Annotated in this window: 14 protein-coding genes; 7 read left to right on the top strand and 7 right to left on the bottom strand. The window is 71.7% G+C overall.

Going from position 1 to position 14,862, the window contains the following annotated elements; all coding sequences use genetic code 11:
- Positions 1 to 10: 10 nt before the first annotated feature.
- On the bottom strand, positions 11 to 613 hold the full coding sequence (locus tag ND450_RS05735; RefSeq protein ID WP_089925298.1) for a DNA-binding response regulator: 603 nt from the start codon (positions 611 to 613) through the stop codon (positions 11 to 13).
- Positions 610 to 1,728, bottom strand: a complete 1,119-nt coding sequence (locus ND450_RS05730; protein WP_371927665.1) for a sensor histidine kinase — start codon at positions 1,726 to 1,728, stop codon at positions 610 to 612. Before ND450_RS05730 ends, ND450_RS05735 begins: the two co-directional genes overlap by 4 nt.
- Before the next feature lie 132 nt (positions 1,729 to 1,860).
- Here ND450_RS05730 and ND450_RS05725 point away from each other — a divergent pair, with 132 nt between their 5' ends.
- Positions 1,861 to 2,739, top strand: a complete 879-nt coding sequence (locus ND450_RS05725; protein ID WP_253325107.1) for an ABC transporter ATP-binding protein — start codon at positions 1,861 to 1,863, stop codon at positions 2,737 to 2,739.
- Positions 2,740 to 2,769: 30 nt separating this feature from the next.
- Positions 2,770 to 3,489, top strand: a complete 720-nt coding sequence (locus tag ND450_RS05720; RefSeq protein ID WP_253325106.1) for an ABC transporter permease — start codon at positions 2,770 to 2,772, stop codon at positions 3,487 to 3,489.
- An 8-nt stretch (positions 3,490 to 3,497) separates the two neighbouring features.
- Here the strand turns inward: ND450_RS05720 and ND450_RS05715 are convergent, their stop codons facing one another.
- From ND450_RS05715 to ND450_RS05700, 4 genes are read right to left on the bottom strand one after another with little or no spacing between them, the layout of a single operon-like run.
- The gene (locus ND450_RS05715; RefSeq protein WP_253327864.1) at positions 3,498 to 5,990 is read right to left on the bottom strand and encodes a CHAT domain-containing protein; all 2,493 of its coding nucleotides are present in this window, start codon (positions 5,988 to 5,990) and stop codon (positions 3,498 to 3,500) included.
- Entirely contained in the window at positions 5,990 to 6,472 is a 483-nt protein-coding gene (locus ND450_RS05710; RefSeq protein ID WP_253325105.1) for a hypothetical protein, read from the bottom strand. The genes ND450_RS05715 and ND450_RS05710 overlap by 1 nt, the downstream gene beginning before the upstream one ends.
- Complete coding sequence (locus ND450_RS05705; RefSeq protein ID WP_253325104.1) at positions 6,469 to 7,047, bottom strand: RNA polymerase sigma factor; 579 nt, start codon at positions 7,045 to 7,047, stop codon at positions 6,469 to 6,471. Before ND450_RS05705 ends, ND450_RS05710 begins: the two co-directional genes overlap by 4 nt.
- Before the next feature lie 22 nt (positions 7,048 to 7,069).
- The gene (locus ND450_RS05700; protein WP_253325103.1) at positions 7,070 to 8,704 is read right to left on the bottom strand and encodes a S8 family serine peptidase; all 1,635 of its coding nucleotides are present in this window, start codon (positions 8,702 to 8,704) and stop codon (positions 7,070 to 7,072) included.
- A gap of 141 nt (positions 8,705 to 8,845) precedes the next feature.
- On the opposite strand from ND450_RS05700, the gene ND450_RS05695 reads away from it, so the two are divergent.
- On the top strand, positions 8,846 to 9,508 hold the full coding sequence (locus ND450_RS05695) for a Type 1 glutamine amidotransferase-like domain-containing protein (protein ID WP_371927664.1): 663 nt from the start codon (positions 8,846 to 8,848) through the stop codon (positions 9,506 to 9,508).
- Here the strand turns inward: ND450_RS05695 and ND450_RS05690 are convergent.
- The gene (locus tag ND450_RS05690; RefSeq protein WP_305885208.1) at positions 9,503 to 10,321 is read right to left on the bottom strand and encodes an aldo/keto reductase; all 819 of its coding nucleotides are present in this window, start codon (positions 10,319 to 10,321) and stop codon (positions 9,503 to 9,505) included. The genes ND450_RS05695 and ND450_RS05690 overlap by 6 nt on opposite strands.
- 96 nt (positions 10,322 to 10,417) lie before the next feature.
- Between ND450_RS05690 and ND450_RS05685 the strand changes: the two genes are divergently transcribed.
- From ND450_RS05685 to ND450_RS05670, 4 genes are all read left to right on the top strand, one after another.
- Complete coding sequence (locus ND450_RS05685) at positions 10,418 to 11,332, top strand: LysR family transcriptional regulator (protein WP_253325101.1); 915 nt, start codon at positions 10,418 to 10,420, stop codon at positions 11,330 to 11,332.
- A gap of 299 nt (positions 11,333 to 11,631) precedes the next feature.
- Entirely contained in the window at positions 11,632 to 12,207 is a 576-nt protein-coding gene (locus ND450_RS05680; protein ID WP_089925272.1) for a TetR/AcrR family transcriptional regulator, read from the top strand.
- 11 nt (positions 12,208 to 12,218) lie between these two features.
- Entirely contained in the window at positions 12,219 to 14,165 is a 1,947-nt protein-coding gene (locus tag ND450_RS05675; RefSeq protein ID WP_253327862.1) for an ABC transporter ATP-binding protein, read from the top strand.
- A gap of 93 nt (positions 14,166 to 14,258) precedes the next feature.
- Entirely contained in the window at positions 14,259 to 14,813 is a 555-nt protein-coding gene (locus ND450_RS05670) for a hypothetical protein (RefSeq protein ID WP_253325100.1), read from the top strand.
- Positions 14,814 to 14,862: the final 49 nt, after the last annotated feature.

Raw genomic sequence — 14,862 nt, 5'->3', positions numbered from 1 at the left:
TCTTCCTCTCTCAGAGCCAGTCGTGTTCTCGTGCGTAGCGGGCGGCTTCGTGCCGCGTCCTGGTCTGCGTCTTCTGCATCGCGTTGGACAGGTAGTTGCGGACGGTGCCGTCGGCGAGGTGGAGCTGCCGGGCCGTGTCGGCGACCGAGTAGCCCTCCGCGGTGGCGCGCAGCACGTCGATCTCGCGGTCGGTGAGCGGGCAGTCGTCGGCCACGGCGAGCGCGGAGACGTCCGGGTCGATCCACCTCCTGCCGCCGTGCAGCGCGGCGATCACCGACGTGATGTGGGCGGGGTCCGCGGACTTGCTCACGAACCCCTGCACGCCGAGCTTGAGGGCCTTGCGCAGCACGCCGGGGCGCGCGTGCCTGGTCAGCATGAGCACCACCTGGTCCGGGAGCACGCGGCGGATCTCCGCCACGGCACCCAGACCGTCCACACCGGGCATCTCGAGGTCGATCACGAGCACGTCGGGCCGGTGGTCGAGCGTGGCCGCGACGGCCTGCGCGCCGTCCTCGGCCTCGGCGAGCACGGTGATGTCGCCCTCCATCGGCAGCAGGGCCGCCATCGCCTTGCGCAGCAGGGCCTCGTCGTCGGCCAGCACCACCGTCGTCATCGCGCCACTCCCGCCGGGACGGTCGCGGCCGTCGTGAACTCACCGTTCTCCTGCTTCACCTTCAGCTCTCCCCCGAACCCCGCGAGCCGGTCCCTCAACGTGGACAGTCCCCTCAGCTCGGGCGGGCCGTCGCCGGACGCGCCGTCGTTGACGATCGTGATGCCGGACTCGGTGAGCGTGATCCGCACCTGCGCCGCCTGCGCGTGCCGCAGGATGTTCGTGGTCGTCTCCCGCAGCACCTGGCCGAGCAGTTCCCCTTCGGCCACGGGCGCCGAGCGCACGATCCGCACGCGGATGCCCGCCGCCTCGAACAGGTTCTTCGCGTTCTCCAGCTCCCCCGCGAGGTTGAGCCGCCGCTGCGCGTACGCGAGCTCCTTGGTCTGCCTGATCGTGTCGCCGACGAGAGCGTGGATCTCCCGCAGCTCCTCCTCCGCGCGCTCGGCGTCGCGTCGCACCAGTTTCCCGGCCAGCGCGGTCTTGAGCTTCACCACGTGCAGCGTGTGGCCCTGGATGTCGTGCAGCTCGCTCGCGAAGCGGATCCGCTCTCGCGCGACAGCCAGCTCCGCCTCGTGCTCGCGTGCCTCGTCCAGTTCGTCCAGGACGCGGTAGAAGGCGTCGTTGGCGAACATGAACGCAAGCGTGACCACCATGACGGCACCGGGGACCAGCACGAAGTGGAACGCGGTCGAGCCCGCGCTCGCCGGCGCCAGCGGGATCCTCGCCGCGCCGGCCGCCGCGACGAAGACGACGACCCCCGCCGCGGCCGGGATCCGGTGCCGCCGCATCTGCGGCACGATGAGCGGAGCCACGACCGTGATGCTGTAGAACGCCGTGGTGCTCCCGCTGACCAGCGCTCCGAAGACCCACACGGCGGCGCCGGTGGCCAGCAGGGGGACGGCGTGGGCGTTGATCTCGTCCCTCGCCCAGAGCACGATGGCGACGACGGACGTGAGCAGGCCGAGGACGAGCACGGCCGCCTCCCACCAGACCTGGGAGTCGAACACGACCAGCACCGTCCCGACCGGAATGATCACCGCGAGCTGCGTGGTGATGTTCAGCCTGCTCATCCGTCCCCGTGCGGACGCGGCGTAGCTGGGCGGTGCGGGCGTTGTCACCCGACCAGTATTTCGCCGGGTCCCGGACGGCACCAGTGACGCCACGTCATGCCTTCGGGGGCACGAATGTCACGGCCAGGTGGTGACGTGGTGACACTGCCCGCCGCGAGCCACGACCGGTGGAATCGACGCATGCCGACCACACCAGTCATCGAAGTGGACAGTCTCAACGTCGTCTACGGCGACTTCCACGCCGTGCAGGACCTGTCCTTCCACGTGCGGCGAGGCGAGCTCTACGCCCTGCTCGGCACGAACGGTGCGGGGAAGACCTCGACCCTGGAGACCGTCGAGGGCCACCGCAAGGCCACCTCGGGCACCGTGCGCGTCTTCGGGCACGACCCGGCCGACCGCGCCGCCGTGCGTCCAAGGATGGGGATCATGTTGCAGGACAGCGGTTTCACACCGGACCTTACGGTCGCGGAGTCCGTCCGGCTGGTCGGGTCCCTCACCCGGCGCACCGACGAGGTGGGTCGCGTGCTCGACGTCGTCGACCTCACCCGCAAGGCGGACACGCGGGTGTCGCAGCTGTCCGGTGGCGAGAAGCGGCGCCTCGACTTCGCCACCGCCGTGTACGGCACGCCCGAGCTGGTGTTCCTCGACGAGCCCACCACGGGCCTCGACATCCAGTCGCGCGACGACCTGTGGTCCACAGTGGACCGGATGCGCGAGAGCGGCACCACCGTCGTGCTGACGACGCACTACCTCGAAGAGGCGCAGCAGCACGCCGACCGCATCGGTCTCATGCACCGCGGCCGGTTCCACCGCGAGGGCACCGTCGCCGAGCTGACCAGGACGCTGCCGTCCGTCATCCGCTTCGGGCTCGCCGCGCCCGCTCCCGCGCCGCCCGCCGCCACGCGCGAGGAGGACGGCCGGTACCTCGTCGAGACGTTCGAACTGCAGCGGTCGCTGGCGGCACTGCTGCGCTGGGCCGAGGACCACCGCCTCGAACTGCGCGAGCTGGAGGCCGGACCGACCCGGCTCGACGACGTTTTCCGCGCCATCGGTTCCTGACTCCCACCTCCGTCCGGAAAGGACACTGCTGTGCTCCCGATCTTCCTCAGCGAACTGACCCAGATCTTCCGCAACCGGTCGGTGCTCGTCACGAGCTTCGTCATGCCCATCGCGGTCAGCGCGTTCTTCCTCTACCAGCACGACGTCTTCGCCCAGATCGGCAGCCTGGGCTACATCGCGGCGATCGTGATGTTCACGGTCTGCGCGTTCGGCCTCTACGCGAGCTCGGTCACCACGCTGGCCTCGCGGCGCCAGAACCTGTTCCTCAAGCGGCTGCGCTCCACCGCCGCGGGCGACGCGGGCATCCTCGCCGGGCTCGTGCTGCCCGCCACGGCGGTCGCGCTGGTCCAGGTCGTCGCGATCATGGCCGTGCTGGCCGCCGTCACCACGGCACCGGACAACATCGTCCTGCTGGCGCTCGCCGTCCTCACGACCACGCTCATGATGGTCGGCCTGGCGCTCGCCACCGCCGGGCTCACGAACTCGCCGGAGCACGCGCAGGTCACGACCCTGCCCGTCTGCCTCGGTGTCATCGCCGTCGCCAGCTGGGTCGGCATCTCCGGCACCGAGGAGCTGACGCTGCTCAAGCGGCTCCTGCCGGGAGGGTCGGCGACCGAGCTCGTCGTGAACGCGTGGTCCGGCGGTGTCGCGGTGACGGACTCCCTGCTCCTGCTGGCGCCGACGCTCGCGTGGGTGGTCGTGGCGGCGGCGCTCGCCTCCCGGCTGTTCCGCTGGGAACCGCGGCGGTGAGGTCCGGGCTATCCGGCGCCGTAGCAGACCAGGGGCACCATCGGGCCGGCGGCGCAGGCGTCCGCGAGCGCCCGCGCCGGTTCGCTCCCGGCGACGATCGCCCGGTGGTACTCGTGCATGACGGTGACCGCGACGTCGTCCGGCACGCGCGCGACGCTGGACACGACCGTGGTGGTCCCCACGTACAGCATGGCGGCGGTCAGGCCGAGGATCTCGTCACCGGCGCGGACCTCGGCCTGCCCGACGTCGCAGGCGGACAGCACGACGTGCCTCGGTGCCCGTTGCAGGCCCTGCAGCTCGTAGGCCAGCAGAGGGCCGTCGGCCAGGTCGAGGCGGGAGAACAGCACGTTCTCCGGCTCGTGGTGCCCGTGTGCCGCGAGGTGCGCGACGGTGGCGCCGTTCAGCGAACGCAGCGTCGCCTCGACGGTCGCCGCGGCCCCGGTCAGCCGCGTGCTGTGCGGGTACAGCCCGGCCAGCGCGGTGACCTCCGCCTCGGCCTGGTCGAGCTCGGGACCCGCGACCAGCAGCTCGCCGCCGTCGTGCGCGGGTCCGGCCGGCTGCCGGGCCGTCGCCCACACCGACGCCGACGGGGAGACGGAGATCGCGCGGCCGCGGAACGCGGGCAGCAGGCCCCACGGCACCGTCGTGAGACCGGCGCACGGCACCACCACGACAGCGTTGTCGTTGCCCAGCAACGACCGCAGCGGTGTCAGCAGCGCGTCCTGCAGCTGGTCGAGGTGCCAGCGCGCGGACTCCCGGAAGAGCCGGGTCAGGTCCGCGGGCAGCTGCCAGCTCGACATCGCGTCGAGGTCGCTGATCAGCCGCCGCACGGTCTCCGCCGCGGCCTCGCGCGAGCCGAGCTCGGTCAGCGTCGTGGTGCCGTTCCTGAGCACCAACGCGAACAACCGCCCGGCGCGGTGCACGTAGCTCACCATCACGTGGGTGCCGCCCAGCTGCTGGTGGACCGCGCCCAGCTGCACGAGGGTGAGGTGGCCCCCGGTGCCCTCCTGCTGCCAGCCACGCTCACGCAACGAGCGTTCCAGCTCGGCCACGCGGTGGCGCTGGTCGGCGCGGTGGAGCTGGCGCAGTTCCGCGATCATCTCCCGCGTGCTCTCCTCGGCGGGCGGCAGCACCGGCCGCGCGCGGAAGGCCTGCGCCCGGCAGCGTTCGGACCAGTCGAAGACCCGGCGGGCCGAGCCGCCGCGCAGGGCCGTGCCGAGCCCGGTGTCGGCGAGTTCCCCGCCCAGCAGGGACACCCCCGCGCGGAGCTCGACGCTGCCGAACCGGCGGCGGTGCCGGTCGAGCATCGCCAGACCGGCGCGCACGTGGGACAGCGCGGCCTCGCGCCGGCCCCGCGCACCCTGCAGTTCCGCCTGGGTGAGCTGGCGCAGCAGCCGCGTCTCGATCGGGGCTCCCGCACCGGGACGGGCGACGCGCGCCACCACCCGGCCCGCTTCGAGCACGCGACCGGCGGCGAGCAACGCGCGCGCCGAGAGCAACAGGGCCTGATCACCGTCGTAGCGCAAACCCAAGGCGTGCAGGCGACTCGCGAGTTCTTCCGCGCGCACGGCCAGTGCGCCCGGACGTCGTCCCCGCATCAGTTCCGCGCGCAGCGTCGTCATCTCCGCGACGGCCGCCCAGGCCGCGTCGCCGTGCCCGCGGAACCGGCGGGCCGCACGCCGTGACCAGGCGAGCGCGGTTGCGTGGTCTCCCATGGCGAGCGCGGCCTGCGCCCTGGTCAGTTCGGCCCACGCGTAGTCGACGCTGAAGCGGTCGCGCCGGAACAGCCCGAACGCGTCGGTGAGCTCGCGGTCGGCCTCGCGGGCGAGCCCGGCCGCGAGCAGAGTCCTCGCCTTGTCCATCACGACGACCGGGAGGTAGTCGGCGCCGTGCAGCCGGTACTGGCGCGACGCCTCGTCGAGCGACCGCAGCGCGAGCGGGATGTCGCCCGCCAGCAGGTGGCAGTAGCCGAGGTCGTGGTCCACCTTGGCGATCAGCAGGTGGTACCGGTTCGCCTCGGCGATCTGACGGCAGCGCCGGAGGTCGTCACGCGCGAGGCGCACCCGTCCGACGCCGAGCCGCAGGGTGGCCCGGTTCAGCAACGCGGTCGCGAGGGTGAAGTGGTCGTGGGCGCTCGCCAGCAACGGGATGGCGGCGTCGAACAACGGCACCGCCTCGTCCGTGCGACCGGCCCGTTGCAGCACAACTCCCCTGTTCTGCAACAGGATTCCCCGGTGCTCGGGGGCGATCATGCGCGCGGCCTCGTCGAGCAGCCGCAATCCCGCCTCCGTGTCGCCCTGCTCGGCCTCCGCGAGCCCGAGACTGATCAGCACGCGCCCGGCCAGCCAGTTCTCGTCGCCGGGCCAGCCGCTCAGCCGCAGCGCCGCGCGGAGCGTGCGCGCCCCCGCGGCGGGACGTCCGCTGTTGGTGAGACCGGATCCGTCCTCACGCATCCGCAGCACCCGGTCGACGGTCTGCTGCGGCAGCGGTTTCCGCTCCATCACAGGGCGAACGTCGGTGTCGTCACGGCGCGCAGCGCGGTGACGGGCTTCGCCAGCCGCACGGTCAGGTGGACCGGGGTGCGCGCCACCCCTTCCACCGCGAACCTGCCCCGCTCGTCCGCCCGCGTGACGATCACACCGGTCTGCGCGTGCAGTTCCACGCGGTGTTCCCCCGGCGGGGTGAGCCACCCGTCCAGCCGGACGGTGCCGTCCCCGTTGGGCTTCACGCCCAACGCGATCTTCATTCCCGGACTCTCGAACGCGAGCAGCCTGCGGCTTTCCTCGCCGCGTGTCACGGCGGCCGCGAGGTCCGGCACCGCGCGCGCGATCTCGGTCTCGAGGTGTCGCAGCGCCAGGGAGAACCGGATCTCCTCCAGCACCTCCGCGGGCATCGGGTCGATCGCCTCGTACAGCTCCCGCACCCCCGCGAGGATCAGGAAGTCCCTGTCGTCCAACGGTTCCGCCACGCCGTCGGGGTTCATCGCCAACTCCCGCCCTGGTCGGCGTCCAGCACCGACCTCAGCTGCGCCAGGCACCTGCCGCGCGTCGGCCCCACGCTGCCGCGCGCCATGCCCAGCGACCTCGCCACCGCGGTGTAGTCCGGCCGCTGGACGAACGCCACGATCCGCAGCAGGGCCTGACACCGTTCGGACAGCTGGGAAACGGCCTCCCACAACCGCCGCTGCCGGTCGGAGGACAGCGCGGTCTCCTCCGGCGAAGGCGAGTCGTCCACGACGTCGTGCCCGTCGAGCGGTTCTCCCGCGTGCGCCTTGCGCTGGGCCCGCCACGCCTCCCGTTTGGTGGTGGTGATCAGCCACCCGACGACGGCGGCCGGCTCGCGAATGTTCTCCACGTCCCGAAGGAAGTTGAGCCACGTCGTCTGCACGACGTCCTGGCTGGTGGCCCGGTCGAGGCCCTGCCCGCGGGCCACCTGCCACAGCAACGGACTCAGCTCGGCGACGAGCTCGTCCACGTGCTCGTGCGCTCCGGCGCGGACCGCGCGGACGAGGTCGGTGATCCTGGTACGTCTGGACGTCGGTGCTTCGCTGTCGTGCATGGCACACCACCCGCTGCGGTCGCTACATCTGAAGAACCGTCTTCACCGCCGCCCTTGCCCGGTCGAGCGTAGCCGCAGGGCCGATGTCGGACAGGCCGTTCGACCTGAGCAATCGGGCGATCTGCGCGGCCACCGCCGGAGCGGCGAACGAGGTTCCCGCCCAGATCGCATAACCCGACCGGAAGTCGTCCACCTCCAGCGACTCCCTCGTGCCCAGTTCGTCGACGGCGTTCGGCGCCACCACCTGGTAACTCGGTGATCCGCTGCCGTCGGTGTTCTCCGGGAACGTGCTGACGACCCCGGCGCCCAGCGCCCACGTCGTCACCCAGAGACCGTCGTTGGCGAACAACGCCTTCGTGCCGTTGGGGTTGCGCGCGCCGACGCTGACGACCGGCGTGTCCTCGTCCCGCTTCGCGAGCGCGGCCGGCATGAAGGGCCTGGAGCTGGCGTAGTTCCCCGCGGAGGCGACGACCACGACCCCGCGGGCGTGCAGGTCCTGGATCCTCCGGGTGATCTTGTCGTAGCCGGCGCCGAGCTCACCCTCCTCCTGGTATCCGCCCAGCGACAGGGACACGACGTCCACCATCCGCCCGGCCCACTCGGGTTTGTCCTCGTCGCTCGCGGTCTTCCACCTGTCCTGCGCCTGCGTCACCCTCGCCAGCAGGGCGGCGAGGGCGTCGTGCAGCACGTCCTCGTAGACCACCCCGTCGTTGTGCATCACGCGGATGGACAACACGTCGGCGTCGGGCTCGACCTGGTGGACGATTCCCATGATGAACGTGCCGTGGCCGGTGTGGGAGCTGAGGTACCCGGTCAGCGGCTCGCCGGTCGGCGGGTGGTCGACGGAGTCGTCGAGAAGTCCGTCGGAAACGGGGCTGTGCACCACTTTCTGGATGTCCTGGTCGATGTGCACGAACGGGCCGAGGTCGTTCTCGTCGACGACACCGAGCCAGCTGTTCTTCCCGATGCCGGTGTCCAGCACCGCGATCACCGGGCGCCGGGACGAGCTGACCGACCGCCGGGTGGCGGGGAACTGGACGGCGACGGGGATCCGCCAGTAGCCGAGGTTCCCGGGGTCCTTCCCGGGATCGGGGTTGCCTCCGATGGCGCCGGGCACGCCGTTGAGCACGCTCACGCCACCGATGCCGCCCATGGCGGAGCCGATCAGCAGGTGGTTGAGCGAGATCGCGTCGATCGCCGACTTGTGCGCCGCCAGCCTGTTGTCCCCCTCGAGCGTCGCGGACCGCAGCGTCTGCATCGCCGTCCACGCGTCGACCCTGACGGCGGACGCGGTGCCCTTCTCCCTGCGCTGCGCCCTGCGCTCCGGGTCCTTGTCCGGGACCAGCCGGTGGCGCAGCCCCGAGACCCCCTCGAGCATGAGGCCCAGGTCGAGGCCGAGCACGTTGTTGATGTCCTCCACCGGCGAGTCGGCGGGCAGGAGCAGTTCCGCCGCGCGGTAGGCGGTCGGCTGCGTCGCCACGTACCCGTCGACCCGCGCCGCCGTGGCGGGGTCGAGCATCAGGGCGCCGTGGTAGGACAGCACGCTTTCGGGCAGCGTCGTGAGGCCCTTCGACGAGTTGTCCGGCACCAGGTTCTTCCGCGCCGTCTCCTCGTCCTGAGATCTGATCTTGAAGTAGTTCTGGTCGTCGGAGGTCATGGTGTTCTGGGGTGGCGCGCGGCCGCGTTGAGTACGTTCCGGGGATAACGAGTCGGACACAGGACCTCCGCACCGCGATGAGTCCGGACCCGGCCGGCGGTCTGCCACCCCGTCCCCTGCCGCGCGTTCCGGAGGAAAGCCTTGAAACTGTTGCTCACCTCAGGAGGCGTGACGAACCCGAGCATCCGCTCGGCGCTCGTCCGCCTCCTGGGCAAGCCGATCTCCGAGTGCCACGCCCTGTGCGTCCCGACCGCGCAGTGGGGTCACCCGATGTGCGGCCCGGCATCGGTGCGGGGGTTCGTCGCCGCCCAGCCCTCGTGGCGGCACTTCTCCGGCCTGGGCTGGGCGTCGCTCGGTGTCCTGGAGCTGACCGCGCTGCCCTCCGTCGGCGCGCAGAGGTGGGTTCCGTGGGTCGAGGAGGCGGACGTGCTGCTGGTCGACGGCGGCGACGCGACCTACCTGTGCCACTGGATGCGGGAGTCCGGACTCGCCGACCTGCTGCCTTCCCTGTCCGGCAAGGTGTGGCTGGGCGTGAGCGCCGGCAGCATGGTCATGACACCGAGGATCGGGACGTACTTCGTGGAGTGGCCGTCCGCGCCCGACGACCGCGCTCTGGGGATCGTCGACTTCTCGATCTTCCCGCACCTCGGCGCCTTCCCCACGAACACGATGGCCGACGCGGAGCGGTGGGCCGCCGAGATCGGGGGCCCGGCCTACGTCATCGACGAGCAGACGGCGATCCAGGTCGCCGGCGGGGTCGTCGAGGTCGTCTCGGAGGGGTTCTGGACGAAGCTCGGGTCATAGCCGGACGTGCTCCTGGGCGGCGAGGCGCGCGAAGTCCTCGTCGGACAGCTCGACGCCGACGGCGTCGACGTTCTCCTGGAGGTGCTGCGGCGACGACGTGCCCGGGATGGGGAGCATCACCTCCGACCGGCGCAGCAACCACGCCAGCGCGACCTGGGCCGGCGTGACGCCGAGCCGGCGCGCCACCTCCGCCACCGGTGAGTCCGCGCGCAGGCTGGGCGCGATCGGCAGCCACGGCAGGAAGGCGATTCCGTGCCGTTCGCAGTGCGCCAGCACGTCCTCCGAGCGCCGGTCCGCGAGGTTGTACCGGTTCTGCACGCTCACGATCGGCGTGATCCGCTCCGCCTCGGTGATCTGGGCGGCGGTGACCTCGGAGAGCCCGACGTGCCGCACCTTCCCCTCGTCCTGCAACCGGCGCAACGCCCCGACCTGGTCCGCGAGCGGGACCGCGGGGTCGACCCGGTGCAGCTGGAACAGGTCGATGCGCTCGACCCGCAGCCGGCGCAGGCTCAGTTCGGCCTGCTGGCGCAGGTACTCCGGCCGGCCGAGCGGGATCCACTCGTCACCGGGGTGGCACTGACCGGCCTTGGTCGCCACCACGACGCCGTCGGGGTACGGGTGGAGGGCCTCCGCCAGCAGCTCCTCGTTGCGGCCGAGGTCGTAGGAGTCGGCCGTGTCGAAGAAGGTGACGCCGAGGTCGGCGGCGCGGCGGGCCAGCGCGTGCGCCGCGGCGGGGTCGTTCGCGGGCAGTCTCATGGCGCCGAAGCCCAGGCGGTGGACGGGCAGGTCGCCGCCGAGGACGAGGGTGTGCACGGGTTCTCCTTGTGTGGTCTGGTGCCTCCACACTGCCGAGGAGCAACCACTAAGACAATCGAAACATTCTTAGACCAACCGCGTAGCATCGCTAATGTGTTGAACCTGGAACGCCTGCGGACGCTCCACGCGGTGTCCACGACGGGATCGGTCCGCGGTGCCGCCGAAGCCCTGCACGTGACGACCTCCGCGGTGTCGCAACAACTGTCCAGACTGGAACGCGAGGTGGGCCAACGCCTGCTCGAACGCCAGGGCCGCGGCATCCGGCTCACCGACGTCGGCGACCTCCTCGCCGAGCACGCGGGCAGACTGCTGCGGCAGGTCGAGCTCGTCGAGACAGACCTCGCCGACCACCGCGGCGCCGTAGCGGGAGCGTTGTCGGTGGCCGCGTTCGCCACCGCGGCCCGCGGCCTCCTCCCACCGATGCTGCAATCGCTGCGGCACCGGCACCCGGACCTGTCGGCGCGGCTGGTCGAACTGGAGCCCCACGAGTCGATCGCTCAGCTGCGCCACGCCGACATCGACATCGCCGTCGTGCAGGACTGGCCGGAGGAACCGCTCACCATCCCGGACGGCATCTCGAGCGCCCCACTGCTAGAGGACGTCCTCGACGTGGCACTCCCCGCCCGGCACCCCCTCGCCGACCGGTCCGAGGTCACCCTGGACGCGCTGCGCGACGAGGACTGGGTGGCGTGGCCCAGCGACGAGATCTGCCACGGCTGGCTCGAGAACACCCTGCGCCGCAACGGGATCGAGCGCCGGATCAGGCACACCGCCTCGGAGCACTCCACCCAGCTCGCCCTGGTGGCGGCGGGCCTCGGTGCCGCGCTCCTGCCCCGGCTCGGCCGCGGACCCGCACCGGAGGGCGTCCGCTTCGTGCCGCTGCTGCCGGCGCCCCGACGGCGGGTGTTCGCGTTGTGGCGCGACAGCAGCACGAACCGCCCCGCGTGCCGGGCCGCGCTGCGCGCTTTGCAGGAGGCCGCTCGGCAGTGCGACACGGCGGGATCGTAGGTCGGCGAGCGGATCTACTGGGCCGCGCAGGAGTGCGACGCCACCGCCCCCGCGGTCCGGCGAGCACCCTGCCGCCAGGCCGCACAGCGATGGCGCGAGACCGGCCTCCGTCCCCTCGTGCGGCGCCGAGGCGACCACCCCGCCGCAGCCCCGCCCCCAGCCTGCTCAGCCCTCCCCCAAGCCGCCCCACAACGCCACCTGACCTGCCCAAACCACTATTCGATTTGACGGAGTGAGCACTCACTCCGCACCATGGGTGCATGACACCAGCATCCGAGGCCCGGCGACGAGCGCCGGGCATGAGCGCCGAGGACCGGCGCGCCATGATCGTGCACGCCGTGCTGCCACTCCTGGTCGAGCACGGCGCCAACGTGACCAGCAGCCAGATCGCCCGCGCCGCCGGCATCGGCGAGGGCACCGTCTTCCGCGCGTTCAAGGACAAGGACGAGCTGTTCGACGCCTGCACGGCCGAGGCGCTGCGGCCGGACCACGTGCTCGACGCGATCGCCGAGATCCCCCTCGACCAGCCGTTGGAGGACCGGCTCGTCGAAGCCGCCGAGGCCCTCGGCGCGCACCTCGAGCGGATGGGCGCGCTGATGAGCGCCCTGCACGCGTCCGGTCGTGCCAAGCGCCGCGACCCCGAGAACCGCACCGGCTCGTGGCGGAGCGGGCGGCGCGAGTCGATGGCCGCCATCCGAAGCGCGATGGTCGAGCTGTTCGCCCCGGAGCGCGACCGGCTGCGGCTGCCTCCCGAGCAGCTGGCCGGCCTCTTCCTGACCCTGTTGTTCGGCGGCCGCAGGCTGCCCGACGTCGACGCGCCCACCACGCGCCAGGTGGTCGACTTCTTCCTGCACGGCGCCGTGGAGGCTGGATGATGCCGGGCGGCATGGAGTTCGCGCTGGGCAGGCGCGGTCGCCGGCGGACTCCCACGACGGTGCCGGACAGCGGGCTCACCGGGCCGGTCGACATCCCGGAACCGAAGCCCGCCGACGAACCGAAGGACCTGCGCTCGCGGCTGAAGCGGGTGAGGACGTCCGTGGCGGGCACGGTCCGCGGGCTGCCGAAGGTCGCGAAGCTGACGTGGCAGGCCAGCCCGGTCCTGACCGTCCTGCTGGTGCTGATCACGCTCCTGTCCGGGCTGCTGCCGACCGCGACCGCGTACATCGCCAAGCTGCTGCTGGACTCCGTCGTCGCGGCGATCCAGAACCGCGGCACCACGGGCCACATCGCGAACATCGCACTGCTCCAGTTCGGCGTGCTCGCCGCGACCGCGATCAGCAGCGCGCTGACGTCGATCGCGCAGTCGCTGCTGCAGGAGCGCATGACGCTGACCATCCGCCACCGGGTGATGGCGCACGCCAGCGACCTGCACCTCGCCTACTTCGAGGGCTCCGCGTCGTACGACATGCTGCGCCAGGCGGCGCAGGAGGCACCGACGCGCCCGCTGTCGATGATGAACTCCGCGCTGGGGCTCCTGCGGACGCTGATCACGTTCACCAGCATGATCGCGCTGCTCGTCTCGATCAGCCCGCTGCTGGCCCTGGTGGCGCTCGTGGCGCCCATCCCGGCGTTCATCTCGCAGTCGAAGTACGGTTCGCGCGCGTTCTGGCTGACGCTCGTGATGTCGCCGATCAAACGCCGGATGGACTACCTGTCCTCTTTGGTCACGACGGACACCTACGCCAAGGAGACGAAGCTGTTCGGGCTCGGCCCGTACTTCGTCGACCGGTTCCGCCGGCTCGGCACCGTCTCCTACGAGCGGCAACGCAAGCTCACCGTCAACCGCAACATCAGTTCGACCTCGTGGGGACTGCTGAGCACGCTCGCGGGGTCGGCGATCACGCTGTACATCGCACTGGAAGCGGTGGGAGGACGGCTCACGCTGGGAGACCTGGCGCTGTACACGGCCGCGGCGGCGTCCGTGCAGACGTCGGTGTCCGGCCTGTTCACCGCGTTCTCGGGGATGTACGAGAACAACCTCTACCTCGACACGTTGTACCGGTTCCTCGACACCAGGCCGGAGATCACGGCGCCGCCGTCGCCACGCCCGATGCCGTCCACAGTGGAGGGACACATCGAGTTCGACGCGGTGACCTTCAGCTACCCCGGCGCCGCGGAACCGGCGCTCGACGACGTCAGCTTCGAGATCCGCCCCGGCGAGACGGTCGCGGTGGTGGGCCGCAACGGCGCCGGCAAGTCGACGTTGTTCAAGCTGCTCTGCCGGCTCTACGACCCGACCGGCGGCCGCATCCTGCTCGACGGCGTGGACATCCGCGAGTACGACCCCGTCGACCTCCGCACGCGGATCAGCGCGATGTTCCAGGACTACGTGACGTACCAGGGCACGGCGGCCGAGAACATCGGCCTCGGCGACCTGACCCGACTGGAAGACCGTCCGCACGTCGAGGACTCGGCCCGCCGCGCGGGCGCCGCTGAACGGATCGAGCGACTCCCCCGCGGCTACGACACCCCGCTCGGCCGCTGGTTCGACCAGGGCGTCAGCCTGTCGGGCGGCGAGTGGCAGAAGATCGCGCTGGCCAGGGCGTTCCACCGCGAGGCACCGATCCTGGTGCTCGACGAACCGACGTCGGCGCTGGACGCGCAGGCCGAGCACGACCTGTTCGCGCGCCTGCGGGAGCTGTCCGAGGGCCGGACGACGCTGTACATCTCGCACCGGTTCTCCACCGTGCGGCAGGCGGAGCGGATCCTGTTGCTGGAGCACGGGAAGGTCGCCGAGTACGGGACGCACGAGGAGCTGATGGCGGCGGGGGCCGGGTACGCCGAGCTGTTCACGCTGCAGGCGAAGGCGTATCTGGACGAGGTGCCGGGCTGAGCCGTTCCGCCGCGACGACAGGTGTGCAACGGTGAGCGGTCCGCCTTACGTCCACCCGGTGACCGAAGAACGCGTTCCGGGGGGTGAGCGCACATGGCGCAGATGCTCAGAATGGCCGCGGCACTCGGATCAGTGCTCGTCGTCGTGACGGCGTGCGCGGCCGGTGGCCAGTCGGCGGGGTCGACGCAGTCCGCGAACTCGGGAGGTGACGTGGTGGAGCAGGCCTCGGTACCCGCGTGCGGGGACCGGATCGACACCCTGCCCGGCAGGGTCGAGGGCTTGTCGGTCACCGGCGAGTTCCCACCGCGCACGGGGCGGGACGGCGACGGGACGTTCGCCGGGACCGTGACCGTCACCAGTACCGGGGCCGAGATCGCGGGGGTGGCGACACCCGAGGCGGACGTGTACGTCGCACGGGGAGGGGAGGTCGTGGCCACGCCGGTCGCCAAGGACTCGGTGGGGCAGGTGGTCGACCTCCGCGCCGGCACCGGCCAGGTGTTCACCGCCCGGGGCACCATCGCGCGCTGCGCGGGCGGCGGGGTGCTGGCGGCCGGGCGGTACGAGGTGTTCGCGGTGGTCGTCGTGAACCGCGACGACGGGCCGCAGGTGGTCGTCGCCGGAGGCCCGTGGCCGCTCGAAGTGACCTGACGCGCGAGGACGGCCGGGGAAGCACGCTCCCCCGGCCGTGTTCACTCGA

The sequence above is a fragment of the Lentzea sp. HUAS12 genome, assembly GCF_024125735.1.
GTDB classification, from domain to species: domain Bacteria; phylum Actinomycetota; class Actinomycetes; order Mycobacteriales; family Pseudonocardiaceae; genus Lentzea; species Lentzea albida.
The sequence above is the reverse complement of the archived record's forward strand: the minus strand, read 5'-3'. Positions and strand labels throughout refer to the sequence as shown.